The sequence below is a fragment of the Pseudoduganella sp. RAF53_2 genome, from assembly GCF_052113985.1.
Taxonomy (GTDB): Bacteria; Pseudomonadota; Gammaproteobacteria; order Burkholderiales; family Burkholderiaceae_D; genus Rugamonas.
Map to the genome: position 1 here is coordinate 1 of NZ_JBFRDW010000090.1, position 12830 is coordinate 12830.

Sequence of the window (12830 nt, forward strand, 5' to 3'; positions counted from 1 at the left end):
GCCTGATTTTCCGCCGTATCGTGCAGTGGGCGGTGGGCCGCAAGGATGCGCGCGCCCTGATGCGCCGCAATTCCCTGACTTCGCCCTATCTGTGGATGTTCTCGCTGATGGCTGTTATTCCTGCCACGGTATTCTGGCGCCATACCTGGGTACTGATGCTGTTCTGCCTGCTATTTATCATCAGTTATGTCTGGCTTTATGTGCGCATTGTGCGATTTAAAGCGCCGCGCTGGATGATTCGCCATAAGAAAGGCTAATCGCTGGAATTTAGTGTATATTGCGTTCGGAAACACTCTCATTTATTTATCTCTAAAGGAATGAAGATGGATCTGTCGAATATGTCGTCCAGCGAATTGCGCAATCTGCAGGATCAGATCAAGCGCGAATTGAAAAACCGCGAAGGCGCAGATAAGCAGAAAGCACGAGAGCAGATTTTTGCGATTGCCCAGGCTGTGGGTGTGCCTCTGAAAGATTTGCTGGGCACGTTGCCAAAATCGGGCAAGAGCGGCGGCAAAGTCGAAGCCCGCTACCGTAATCCGGCCGATGCCACCCAGAAATGGACCGGCCGTGGCCGTCAGCCGAAATGGGTCAAAGACTGGGTCGACGCCGGCAAATCGATCGACGACCTGCGCATCTGAAGTAAATCCTCTCCCGACGGCAGGGCTTGCCTGCCGTCTGCATCGCACTTACCATACCGTTTGTCCTGCCGGGCTCCCGGCCTCACTTCTTCTGTCACATCCTATGGTTTCCCTCTCCAAATCGATCTTCAAAGCTTACGATATCCGCGGCATCATCGGTAAAACCCTGGACACCGGCGTTGCCCGTTCCATCGGCCACGCATTTGGCCTGGCTGCCGTCGGCAAGGGAGAGAAAGCGGTCGTGATTGGCCGCGATGGCCGCCTGTCCGGCCCGGATCTGGCCAAAGCGCTGGCCGAAGGCCTGCAAGCGGCGGGCGTGGACGTGATCGACCTGGGCGTGGTGGCCACGCCAATGGTCTACTTCGGCACCAATATCCTGGAAACCAGATCCGGCATCATGGTGACCGGCAGCCACAACCCGCCGGACTACAACGGCTTCAAGATGGTGCTGGCGGGCGAAGCGATTCACGGCGAAGCCATCACCGGCCTGTATGAAGCAATTGCTGCGGGCCTGACCCCTGGCATCAAGGCCGGCGGCTACCGCACCCACGATATCCGCGCCGCTTACCTGGAGCGCATCATCAGCGACGTGAAGATTTCGCGTCCGATCAAGATTGCGGTGGACTGCGGCAACGGCGTGGCCGGCGCGTTCGCTGGCGACCTGTATCGCGGCATGGGCTGCGAAGTGATTGAGCTGTTCTGCGAGGTAGATGGCAATTTCCCGAACCACCATCCTGATCCGGCTCATCCGGAAAACCTGCAGGACCTGATCCGCTGCCTGCAAGAGACCGACGCTGAAATCGGCCTGGCCTTCGACGGCGACGGCGACCGCCTCGGCATCGTGACCAAGGATGGCCAGATCATCTTCCCTGACCGCCAGATGATGCTGTTCGCGGAAGAAGTCCTGTCGCGCAATCAGGGCGCACAGATTCTGTACGACGTGAAGTGCACCCGCCATCTGGCCCCTTACATCGAGAAGGCCGGCGGCAAGCCGCTGATGTACAAGACCGGCCACTCGCTGGTGAAGGCCAAGCTGAAGGAAACCGGCGCACCGCTGGGCGGCGAAATGAGCGGCCATATCTTCTTCAAGGACCGCTGGTACGGCTTCGACGACGGCCTGTACGCCGGCGCGCGCATGCTGGAGATCCTGACCAAACACGCCGATCCGTCGGCTCTGCTGAACGCGCTGCCGAAGTCCGACAGCACGCCGGAACTGCACTTGCACCTGAAGGAAGGCGAGAACTTCGCGCTGATGGACAAGCTGCGCAGCGACGCCACGTTCCCCGGCAATGAACGCATCATCGATATCGATGGCCTGCGCGTGGAATATGCGGACGGTTTCGGTCTGGCGCGCTCTTCGAACACCACGCCGGTGATCGTGATGCGCTTCGAAGCGGAATCGCCGGAAGCGCTGGCGCGCATTCAGGGCCAGTTCCGCGATGTGATCCTGGCCGCCAAGCCGGACGCCGAGCTGCCGTTCTGAATGAACATCCTGCTTGTCCGCGTCTCCTCGATGGGAGACGTGCTGCATAACTTGCCCATCGTGGCCGATATCAAGCGCCATTTCCCGGATGCGAATATCGACTGGGTGGTGGAGGAGGGCTATGTCAGCCTGCTCCGCCTCAACCCGATGATCCGCAACATCCTGCCCTGGGGCCTGCGCCGCTGGCGCAAGAACCTGGGCGACAAAGCCATTCGCGCCGAGCTGACAGGCTTCTTCCGCAAGCTGCGCGAAACGAAGTACGACTATGTGTTCGACACGCAGGGCCTGATCAAGACCGGCATCATCATGGGCGCCGCCCGCGCCCATCACAAGATCGGCCTGGCCAACGGCACCGAGGATTCGGGCTACGAAGGCATTTCGCGCATCTTCCACAGCAAGTCCATACGCGTAGAGCCGCGCACGCACGCCGTCACGCGCGGCCGCCTGGTGGTGGCCGAAGCAATGGGCTACAAGATCGACACACCGGCCGATTTCGGCCTGCCTGAAATACCGGCGAGCGCCGCACGTCCCGAGTGGATGGGCGAAGCGCCTTATGCCGTCTATTTCCATGGCACGGCACGCGACGCCAAGAAGTGGGCGCCTGCCAACTGGATCGAACTGGGCAAGCAGCTGGCGCCCATGCCTATCCTGCTGCCATGGGGCTCGCCAAAAGAGAAAGCCGAAGCCGAAGCGCTGGCGGCGCAGCTGCCGAATGCGCGCGTGCTGCCCAAGCTGTCGATGGCCGACGCCGTCGTGCTGGCGCGCCGCGCCGCACTGGCAGTGGGCGTGGATACGGGCCTGACGCATATTGCGGCGGCATTCTCGCGGCCTGTGGTGGAAATTTACGCTGACTCTCCGCGCTGGAAGACCGAGGGCAACTGGTCGCCGCGCATCATCAATCTCGGCGACAAAGGTTCGCCGCCCGGCGTGGCCGAAGTGACGGCCGCCGCCAAAAGCCTGCTCTGATCATGCGCCATTTTTATACCCTGATGTGGTGGCTCGGTTTGCCGCTCGTGCTGGGCCGCCTGTGGTGGCGCGGCCGCAAGGAGCCGGGCTATCGCCAGCACTGGGGCGAACGTCTCGGCATGTATGGCGCACGCGCCGCTAACGACGGCCCGGCGACGATCTGGGTGCATGCGGTGTCGGTTGGCGAAACGCGCGCTGCTGAGCCGCTGGTGGATGCGCTGCTGAAGCGCTATCCGCAGTCGCGCATCGTGCTGACCTGCATGACGCCGACGGGGCGCGCCACCGGCAAGACCGTATTTGCCAAGCACGGCGCGCGCGTGGTGCAGTCCTATCTACCTTACGACATGCCAGGCCTGGTGCGCCGCTTCATCGATCATTTCCAGCCGCGCGTCTGCATCCTGATGGAGACGGAAGTGTGGCCGAACCTGATCGCGCAATGCAATCGCCAGAACGTGCCGGTGGCGCTGGCCAATGCGCGCCTGAGCGAACGCTCGCTGCGCCGCGGCCTGCGCCTCGGTAAGCTGATGCGCGATGCGGCGCAAGGCGTTTCCGTTGTCGCGGCGCAGACTGAGGCCGACGCGGAGCGCGTGCGTGTGCTGGGCGTAAGCAATGTCGGCGTCACCGGCAGCATCAAGTTCGACGTCGTGGTGCCGCAAGCTGCCCTGGATATCGGCGCGCAGCTGCGCAAGCAGTTTGGGCCTCGTCCCGTGTTCCTGTGCGCCAGCACGCGCGAGGGCGAGGAGGGCATGATCCTGGAGGCCTTCCAGCAAGCGCGCGCGTCGCTGCCAGCCGATGTGCTGCTGCTGATCGTGCCGCGCCATCCGCAGCGCTTCAGCGAAGTGGAAGCGATGGTCGCGGAGCGCGGATTGTCCGTGCTACGCCGCTCTTCGCTGACCACGCCGGATGCCAGCGTGCCGCCGGAAACGGCCGTGGTGCTGGGCGACTCGATGGGCGAGATGTTCGCCTATTACACTGCCTGCGATATCGCCTTCATTGGCGGCAGCCTGCAGCCACTGGGTGGCCAGAACCTGATCGAACCGGCCGCGCTGGGCAAACCGATTCTGGTCGGCGAACACACCTTCAACTTCGCGCAAGCCACGGAGGACTGCCTGCACGAAGGAGGCGCCGTGCGCGTGCACAGCTCCGGTGCGCTGATCAAGGAAGCGGGCGGTCTGCTGGCCGACGACGCCGCGCGCGCGGCGATGGGCCAGCATGCGCTGGCATTCGCTAACCGCCACCGTGGCGCCACAGCGCGTACGCTGGACCTGCTGCCGCCAATTACATGAGCGGTCGCCTGGCTATACGAGTGGTCAGCGCAACCCGCTAAAGCTAGTTTAAAATCGGCAATGTTGCATATTTTCTATCTCAACGGAGAACAACATGCCGAACCGCCTTATCGCCAGCGCTTTGCTGGCAGCCGGCCTCGCGAGCGCGCTGCCCGCGCTGGCCGCCGACCCTTACCTGATCCRGGATGTCCGCGTCTTCGACGGCCAGAAGCTTCTGCCGAAGCGCAATGTGCTGATCGCGAGCGGCGTTATCGCCAGTCTTGAGCACCAGGGCCCTGTGCCGGAACACACGGTCGTGATCGATGGCCATGGCCTGACCCTGATGCCTGGCTTGATCGACTCGCACGTGCACGCTTACCAGAATTTCTCGATGCCGCTGCTGTTTGGCGTGACGTCGGAACTGGACATGTTCACCTCCGTGTCCGTCCTGCAGGACATGAACAGGCGCATGGAGCGCAACGAGAACAAGGACCGCCCGGACATCTTCTCGGCCGGCACGCTGGCCACGGCGCCGGGCGGCCACGGCACCGAATACGGTCTGCCGGTGCCCACGCTGACCAAGCCGGAAGAAGCCCAGCCCTGGGTGGATGCGCGCATCGCCGAAGGTTCTCACTTCATCAAGATCGTGATGGAGCCGGGCAGTGCCACACACGCGATTCCAACGCTGGACAAGCCTGTCGTGAAAGCGCTGATCGAAGCGGCCCACAAACGCGGCAAGCTGGCCGTGGTCCACATTTCCAATTTTGCCGATGCGCGTACGGCGCTGGAACTGGGGGCGGATGGCCTGGTGCACCTGTTCACCGGCGAAGCGATCGGCGATGCGGACCTGAAGTCCTTCGTCCAACTGGCCAGGCAGCGCAAAGCCTTCATCGTGCCGACCTTCAGCGTGATGGAAAGCATGGCGGGCCTGCAAGAAGAGGATGTGCTGTCAGACAAGGACATGGTGTCGCTGCTGAACAAGGAACAGATCGCGCCGCTGAAGGCCACTTATGGCCAAGCGGCCAAGCCGCAGATGCTGGTCGCACCCAATGCTGTTGTGGCAGCGCTGAAGAAGGCGGGCGTGCCGATTCTGGCCGGTACGGATGCCGGCAATACCGGCACCCAATATGGCGTCAGCCTGCACCACGAACTGCTGTCGCTGACCAAAGCCGGCCTGACGCCGTCTGAAGCGCTGACCGCTGCCACGGCGACGCCGGCCAGAGTCTTCAAGCTACCGATCCGCGGCCGGGTTGTGAAGGGCTATAAGGCCGACCTGCTGCTGGTGGACGGCGATCCAACGCATGACATCACGGCGACGCGCCGCATTGTCGAAGTGTGGAAGGATGGYGAGCCGCAGTCCGCCGTGCGCAAGGACCAGCAGGAGAAGGTCGCGCAGCAACTGGCCGCGCCGAAAGCGCAGCAGCTGGCGCTTCCCGCCGATGGCCGCATCAGCCTGTTCAGCAAGGACAAGCTGGCCAGTCCGTTTGGCGCCGGCTGGATGCCGTCCAACGACGCTTTCCTCGGCGGGAAATCCACCGTGCAGGTGGACTATCACGACGACGCCAACCGCGCGGTGCAGATCAAGGCCAATGTGCAGGCGGGCTTCGCTTTTCCATGGGCAGGCCTGGCCTTCATGCCGGGTGTGCAGCCGATGGAGGCGGCGGACCTGAGCGCTGCGCGCACCTTGCGTTTCCGCGTCAAGGGCGACGGCCAGAAATACCAGGTGATGATTCTGTCCAAGGGCGGCGCGATCCCGGCCAGCCAGACCTTTGCGGCGGGCAGCGATTGGCAGGAAGTGAGCCTGCCGCTGGATAGCTTCAAGGGCGTGGATACCAGCGCGATCACCATGATCGGCTTTAACGCCGGYCCTAAAACCGGCGAATACCAGTTCGAGCTGGCGGACGTGCGCCTGATGCCTTAATCGGCGGCGAACAGTGGTGGCAACTCCTGCGCGCGCCTGCGCAGGAGGTTTTTGGCTTCATCGTAGTGCGGATAAATGCGTCCCACATGATCCCAGAAGCGCGAGCTGTGGTTCATTTCCAGAATGTGCGCCAGTTCGTGCGCCACCACATAATCGATCAGGGGCAGCGAGAAGTGCATCAGCTTCCAGTTCAGGCGAATCACGCGCTGCACAGTGCATGAGCCCCAGCGCGTGTCGGCATTCGATAGCGAGAACGAGGCATACTGCACGCCGAGGCGCGCCGCATACATATCCAGGCGCTGCGCAAACAGTCCCTCCGCCTGCTGCTTGAACCAGTTCTTCACACGCTCCTTCAACAGGTGCTCGGTCGCACCCTGCACCAGTCCCATATTCAGTTCCATGGTCGCCGGATTGAATTCCGTGCGGTTGCGTGGCGCGTGATACAGGCGCAGCGTGACCTCGCCACCCAGATAGGGCAGCTTGGCGCCGTCATCCCACACCAGCGGTGGCTTCTCCAGACGCGCAGCGCGGCGCTGGCGGCGTTCATCGAGCTTGGTCAGAATCCAGTGCTGCTTGACGCGGATAGCGTTGTCGATATCGGCCAGCGAGCAGCGCTTGGGCGCAGTCACGCGCAGGCCATCGTCATCGACGGTAAAGCCGATCGAGCGGCGCGTGGAGCGGCGCAGTACGTATTCGAGGATGAATTCACCAACCAATAGTTGGCGTTTGTCTTGACCAGCGGTAGGTGGAGCGAGCGGAACATCGGGGCGGCGCAATTGCACCGGAGGACGCAGCAGATTGACTGTTGCGGGAGCGGGGATCGGAAAAGTCGGAATGGATGCCACTGAATTGTCGCAGGCGGCTGGCGCTTGTTGCGCGCCACCTGCAAACATTTCGAGCTGCCCCTCCGGCTTTTCCGCTGACTGCCTGGAACTTGCCTGATCGGCTAGCCAGCGTTGTAAGCGTGGGGCGAAATGACGCGCATTTCTGATTCGATCCACTGTTCCACCTGCTCCATCATGCCATCGGGCGTCTGACCCTCGGGCGAAATTGGTTTGCCTATCGAGACCGTGACCTTGCCCGGTTTCTTGATAAAGGAATTCTTTGGCCAGCATTCGCCGGAGTTCAATGCGATCGGCACCACCGGCGTTTCGGTTTCAATCGCCAGGCGCGTCCCGCCGCTCTTGTACTTGCCCTTCGCGCCGACCGGAATGCGAGTCCCTTCCGGGAACATGATAATCCATTGGCCGTCTTTCAGGCGTCGCTTACCATGCTGCACCACCATCTTAAACGCATTCTTGCCTTGTTTGCGGTCGATCGGAATCATGCGCAGCAACGCAATGCCCCAGCCGAAGAAAGGAATGTACAAAATTTCTTTCTTAAATACGAAGACCAGCGGACGTGGCATATACGCCAACAGGAAGATGGTTTCCCACGCCGACTGATGCTTCGACAGCAGGACGGCAGGACCATCCGGCAGATTTTCCCAGCCCTTGATCTCATACTCGATGCCGCAGACAACGCGCGCGGCCCAGATGATGAAGACGTTCCAGCGCGAGGTGACGTAATAGCGCTTAGGGTAAGGCAGTGGCGCCGCCAGGAAGCAGATACCGGACCAGATGACGGTCGCAACGACCATCATCAACATGAAAATCAAAGAACGCAGGAAGGCCAATCAGGATTCTCCGGTCAGGTGGCGGCGGGCGCCGTCTTCAGAATATGGGTAACGGTCGACGCAAGGTCAGGGAAGACCATTGTACCGGGCGGCAGGCCGCCGGTGGCGTGGGTCTTCTCGCCTTTGCCGGTCAACACCAGGTAAGGCACGCAGCCGCTGATGAAGCCGGCCTGCAGGTCGCGCAGGGAATCGCCCACGGTCGGCACGCCTTTCAGGCTCATGTCGAAACGCTTGGAAATTTCCGCGAACATGCCTGGCTTCGGCTTGCGGCAATCGCAGTTGTCCGCCGCGGCGTGCGGGCAGAAGAAGATGGCATCGATATCGGCGCCGACTTGCTGCGCCAGGCGATGCATCTTCTGGTGGATCGCGTTCAGGGTCGTGATGTCGAAGAACTGGCGCGCGATGCCGGACTGGTTGGATGCGATGACCACGCGATAACCCGCCTGATTCAGGCGGGCGATCGCTTCCAGCGAACCGGGGATGGGTATCCACTCCTCGGGGGACTTGATGAAGTCCGGCGAGTCGTAGTTGATCACGCCATCGCGGTCGAGGATGATCAGCTTTTCAGGCTGGTACTGTGGCATATCAGGCCGCCAGCTTGGAGATGTCGGCTACGCCGTTCATCATGCCGTGCAGCGACTGCAGCAGGGCCAGGCGGTTGTTACGCAGGGCCACATCTTCCGCCATCACCATCACGTCGTTGAAGAAGGCGTCGACTTCGTTCTTCAGCTGTGCCAGCGTCTTCAGCGTGGTGGTGAAATCGCCGCCTGCAAATGCGCGGTCCACTTCCGGCTTGACGCGGCCCATTGCTTCGAACAGCGCCTTTTCGGCGGCGTCCTGCAGCACGGCCGGATTAACGGCGCCTGCCTGCTTCAGGGCTTCCTCGTTCTTCTTCAGGATGTTGGTGATGCGCTTGTTGGCGCCGGCCAGCGATTCGGATTCCGGTAGGGCGGCAAAGGCTTGCACCGCTTCCAGGCGCTGCACGATATCGTCCAGGCGGTCCGGGTTCTGCGCAACAACGGCTTCGATCTCGTTCACGCTGAAGCCGCGCTCACGCAGGATGCCGCGCAGGCGGTCCATCATGAAGGCGGTGACGTCGGCAGTCGGGTCCTTGAAGTTCGGCACGGCCACGAATTGCTGGGCAGCGTCGGTCAGCAGGGCGGAGATCGACAGCGGCAGGCGCTTCTCGATCAGCATGCGCAGCACGCCCAAGGCATGGCGGCGCAGTGCGAACGGGTCCTTGTCGCCGGTCGGCTGCAGGCCGATGGCCCAGATGCCTACCAGAGTTTCCAGCTTGTCGGCCAGGGCCACGGCGGTGCCGGTAGCAGTGGACGGCAAGGTATCGCCGGCAAAGCGCGGCTGGTAGTGTTCGGACGCAGCCAGGGCCACTTCTTCATGCTCGCCATCGTGGCGCGCGTAGTAGGTGCCCATGATGCCTTGCAGCTCAGGGAACTCGCCCACCATGTCGGTCAGCAGGTCGGCCTTGGACAGGCGCGCTGCACGCTCGGCCAGCGCCTTGTCGCCACCGAGACGGCCGGCGATGGCAGCCGCCAGCGAGGTCACGCGCTCGGAGCGCTCGGCCTGGGTGCCCAGTTTATTGTGGTACACCACGTTCTTCAGCAGCGGCAGGCGCGATTCCAGGGACTTCTTCTTGTCCTGCTCGAAGAAGAACTTGGCGTCGGACAGGCGCGGACGCACCACGCGTTCGTTACCGCCGATGATGGCTTGCGGCGTGTCGGTCGCGATATTGGACACGATCAGGAAGCGCGAGCGCAGCTTGCCGCTGGTATCGGTCAGCGCGAAGTATTTCTGGTTGGTCTGCATGGTGAGGATCAGGCATTCCTGCGGCACGGACAGGAACTCTTCCTCGAAATGGCATTCGTACACCACCGGCCATTCGACCAGGGAGGACACTTCATCCAGCAGCGCTTCCGGCATCAGCACCTGGTCGGCGCCCGCTTTCTGCAACAGGGATGCGCGGATGGCTTCCTTGCGCGCTTCGAAGCCCGGCACCACGCGCGCCTGCTCCACCAGGGTGGCGGCGTAGGCTTCGGCGTTCGGCACGGTCACTTCGCGCTTGCCCGGTGCGGTCAGGAAGCGGTGGCCATCGGTCTTGTTCGATGCGGTCAGGCCCAGCAGGGTCAGAGGGATGACGGTGTCGCCGAGCAGGGCGATCAGCGCGTGGGCTGGGCGCACGAACTGCACGGTCTCGCCGTCAGGACGTTGGTAGCTCATGACCTTCGGGATCGGCAGCTTGGTCACGGTTTCTTCCAATGCTGCCTGGGCGCCCGCTTGCAGGGCGCTGCCGGCGGCGAGCTTGGTGTAGAAGAAGGATTCGGCCTTGCCGTCCTGTGCGCGTTCCATATCGGCCACGGTGACGTGCGACAGACCCATGGCGGCCAGCTTCTTGGTCAGCGGCGCGGATGGATTGCCTTCAGCGTCCAGCGCGATGGCGACTGGCAGGATCTTTTCGCGGACTTGCTTGTCCGGCGAGGTGCCGCGCACCTTGGTGATGGAGACGGCCAGGCGGCGCGGCGTGGCGAAGATGGTAGCTTCGCTGTCGTCTTCCAGGAAGTCGCGCGCTTTCAGGCCGTTGAAGATGCCCGAAGCAAAAGCGGCGCCCAGTTTGGACAGGGCTTTCGGCGGTAGTTCTTCGGTCAGCAGTTCGATGAGCAGGGTCTGATTCATGTTCGGTATTCTTTATTTGGCGACCATCGGGAAGCCGAGGCGTTCGCGGGACTCGTAATAGGCCTGGGCCACCATGYGCGACAGATTGCGCACGCGGCCGATGTAGGCGGCGCGTTCGGTCACGGAGATGGCGCCGCGTGCATCCAGCAGGTTGAAGCTGTGCGAGGCCTTCATGATCTGTTCGTAGGCGGGCAGGGTAAGCTGCAGCTCGATCAGGCGCTTGGCTTCGGATTCGTGGTTGGCGAATTGGGCGAACAGCAGTTCGGTGTTGGAGTGCTCGAAGTTGTAGGCCGACTGCTCCACTTCGTTCTGGTGGRAGACATCGCCGTACTTCAGCACTTTCTTCTCGCCGTTCTCTTCCCACTCGGTCCACACCAGGTCGAACATGTTTTCCACGCCCTGCAGGTACATGGCCAGACGCTCGACGCCGTAAGTGATCTCGCCCAGCACGGGCTTGCAATCCAGGCCGCCCACTTGCTGGAAGTAGGTGAACTGGGTCACCTCCATGCCATTCAGCCAGACTTCCCAACCCAGGCCCCAGGCGCCCAGCGTCGGGCTTTCCCAGTCGTCTTCCACGAAACGCACGTCGTTCTGCTTCAGGTCCAGGCCCAGGGCTTCCAGCGAACCCAGATACAGGTCCAGGATATTTTCCGGCGCCGGCTTCATCACCACCTGGTACTGGTAGTAGTGCTGGCCGCGGTTCGGGTTCTCGCCATAACGGCCATCCTTCGGACGGCGCGATGGCTGCACGTACGCCGCACGCCATGGCTCAGGGCCGACCGCGCGCAGGAAGGTGGCGGTGTGGAAGGTGCCCGCGCCGACTTCCATGTCGTACGGCTGGAGCAGTGCGCAGCCCTGCTTGTCCCAATAGGTTTGCAGGGTCAGGATAATTTGTTGAAATGTCAGCATCTTTGTGTGTCGGTGACGCGCACAGGCGCGAGCGTTATCGGATCGCTAAAACGGCTCATTTTAGCGGGTTTTGCCGGGAACCTGTAGAGTTTTGCCCGCTGGGCTGGTGTTTGATTTGCCTCAAGCGCCCTGACGCAACCATTCCCACCGCCCGGCCGTCCAAATTTCCATGGACGACAGCAACGACGACTTCGACACCCGCTGGAAAACCGCCATCGCGCGCTACTTCCAGGAGTTCCTCGCGTTCTACTTTCCGACGGCCTGCGCGGCCATCGACTGGGCCGTCGCGCCCGCCTTCCTCGACCAGGACCTCGCTCCCCTCGTGCCGGACGCCCGCACCGGCTGCCTCCGGCTCGACAAACTGGCCCGGATCGCCCGCCTTGACGGGCTCAGGGAGTTRCTGGCTTGTCAGCTTGCAACGCGTTCCGGCCCCCAGTCCGAAGCGGTGCGCGAGCGGTTGATGGGCGGTACCGAGGAAGAGTTAAGGCGCTGACGCGTGGCCGTGTTGAGCGCGGCCACGCTGGAGGAGGTGTTCAGGCCTTCTTAGCCTTGCGCGACCATAGCCAGGCCCCAGCCACAGCCAGCGCGGCCAGAACGAGCATCAGCTTGTTCTGGGTGGCGATGTAGGGCGTGGTGCCGCTCATGCCCTGCACGGAGGTCGCGAGCACGCCCGGCTGGTAGTAGGGCAGCTTCTGCACGACCACGCCGTGCGGATCGATCACGACCGTGGCGCCGGTATTGGTGGCGCTGAGCATCGGGCGTCCCGTCTCCAGGCTGCGCATCTGCGAAATCTGCAAGTGCTGAGGAATCGCAATCGACTCGCCATACCAGGCCAGTTCGGACACATTCAGCAGCACCGTTGCCGACGTTGCAGAAAGCTGCTCGGCAATCTCCTCGCCAAACAGATTCTCGTAGCAGATATTCGGCAGCACCTGCTGATCGCGTACGGCAAATGGCGCCTGGATGGCCGGACCCGGCGTCTGGTCGCCCAGCGGAATCTGCATCATATTGGTGAACCAGCGGAAGCCCAGCGGAATGAACTCGCCGAACGGCACCAGGTGATGCTTATCGTAGCGGTAGGGCGCGACGCCGCGCACCGGCGACAGGCCAAGCACGCTGTTGGAATAGCGCGTCGGCGAATCCATCAGCGGGATGCCCAGCACCACGCTGGAACCGGTCTTGCGCGCAAACAGGCCGTAAGCATCCAGATAACCAGGCGGCAGCTGGTGCGGGAACAGTGGCACGCCAGTTTCCGGAATCGCGATCAGGTCAGCAGGGGTGGCAG

The 12830-nt window shown here is 62.5% G+C and carries 12 protein-coding genes and 1 pseudogene; 7 read left to right on the forward strand and 6 right to left on the reverse strand.

Annotated elements, in window-relative coordinates; all coding sequences use genetic code 11:
- From AB4Z11_RS07875 to AB4Z11_RS07900, 6 genes and pseudogenes are all read left to right on the forward strand, one after another.
- Positions 1–257 (forward strand): annotated as a pseudogene (locus tag AB4Z11_RS07875) (glycosyl transferase); the annotation flags it as partial.
- A 66-nt stretch (positions 258–323) separates the two neighbouring features.
- Complete coding sequence (locus AB4Z11_RS07880) at positions 324–638, forward strand: H-NS histone family protein (RefSeq protein WP_442024130.1); 315 nt, start codon at positions 324–326, stop codon at positions 636–638.
- A gap of 103 nt (positions 639–741) precedes the next feature.
- Positions 742–2121 carry a phosphomannomutase/phosphoglucomutase gene (locus AB4Z11_RS07885; protein ID WP_442024132.1) on the forward strand — a complete coding sequence of 460 codons (1380 nt, stop codon included), beginning with the start codon at positions 742–744 and terminating at the stop codon, positions 2119–2121.
- On the forward strand, positions 2122–3087 hold the full coding sequence (gene waaC, locus AB4Z11_RS07890) for a lipopolysaccharide heptosyltransferase I (RefSeq protein ID WP_442024134.1): 966 nt from the start codon (positions 2122–2124) through the stop codon (positions 3085–3087).
- 2 nt (positions 3088–3089) lie between these two features.
- A complete protein-coding gene (gene waaA / locus AB4Z11_RS07895) occupies positions 3090–4373 on the forward strand; it encodes a lipid IV(A) 3-deoxy-D-manno-octulosonic acid transferase (protein ID WP_442024136.1) in 1284 nt (427 codons plus the stop codon).
- A gap of 94 nt (positions 4374–4467) precedes the next feature.
- Positions 4468–6273, forward strand: a complete 1806-nt coding sequence (locus AB4Z11_RS07900; protein ID WP_442024138.1) for a CIA30 family protein — start codon at positions 4468–4470, stop codon at positions 6271–6273.
- Here the strand turns inward: AB4Z11_RS07900 and AB4Z11_RS07905 are convergent.
- From AB4Z11_RS07905 to glyQ, 5 genes are all read right to left on the reverse strand, one after another.
- Positions 6270–6989: a M48 family metallopeptidase gene (locus tag AB4Z11_RS07905; protein WP_442024140.1), complete on the reverse strand. Its 720-nt coding sequence runs from the start codon at positions 6987–6989 to the stop codon at positions 6270–6272. The two genes, AB4Z11_RS07900 and AB4Z11_RS07905, sit on opposite strands and share 4 nt — an antisense overlap.
- Before the next feature lie 230 nt (positions 6990–7219).
- Positions 7220–7921, reverse strand: coding sequence for a lysophospholipid acyltransferase family protein (locus AB4Z11_RS07910; protein ID WP_442024142.1), 702 nt, complete (start codon positions 7919–7921; stop codon positions 7220–7222).
- A gap of 41 nt (positions 7922–7962) precedes the next feature.
- A complete protein-coding gene (gene gmhB / locus AB4Z11_RS07915) occupies positions 7963–8532 on the reverse strand; it encodes a D-glycero-beta-D-manno-heptose 1,7-bisphosphate 7-phosphatase (RefSeq protein WP_442024144.1) in 570 nt (189 codons plus the stop codon).
- Between the two features lies 1 nt (position 8533).
- Positions 8534–10636 carry a glycine--tRNA ligase subunit beta gene (gene glyS / locus AB4Z11_RS07920; protein WP_442024146.1) on the reverse strand — a complete coding sequence of 701 codons (2103 nt, stop codon included), beginning with the start codon at positions 10634–10636 and terminating at the stop codon, positions 8534–8536.
- A gap of 12 nt (positions 10637–10648) precedes the next feature.
- Entirely contained in the window at positions 10649–11545 is an 897-nt protein-coding gene (gene glyQ / locus AB4Z11_RS07925) for a glycine--tRNA ligase subunit alpha (RefSeq protein WP_442024148.1), read from the reverse strand.
- A gap of 169 nt (positions 11546–11714) precedes the next feature.
- Here glyQ and AB4Z11_RS07930 point away from each other — a divergent pair, with 169 nt between their 5' ends.
- Positions 11715–12038 carry a hypothetical protein gene (locus tag AB4Z11_RS07930; RefSeq protein WP_442024150.1) on the forward strand — a complete coding sequence of 108 codons (324 nt, stop codon included), beginning with the start codon at positions 11715–11717 and terminating at the stop codon, positions 12036–12038.
- Positions 12039–12078: 40 nt separating this feature from the next.
- Here AB4Z11_RS07930 and lnt read toward each other — a convergent pair.
- The coding region (lnt, locus tag AB4Z11_RS07935) for an apolipoprotein N-acyltransferase (RefSeq protein WP_442024152.1) at positions 12079–12830 on the reverse strand (752 nt) is incomplete at its 5' end.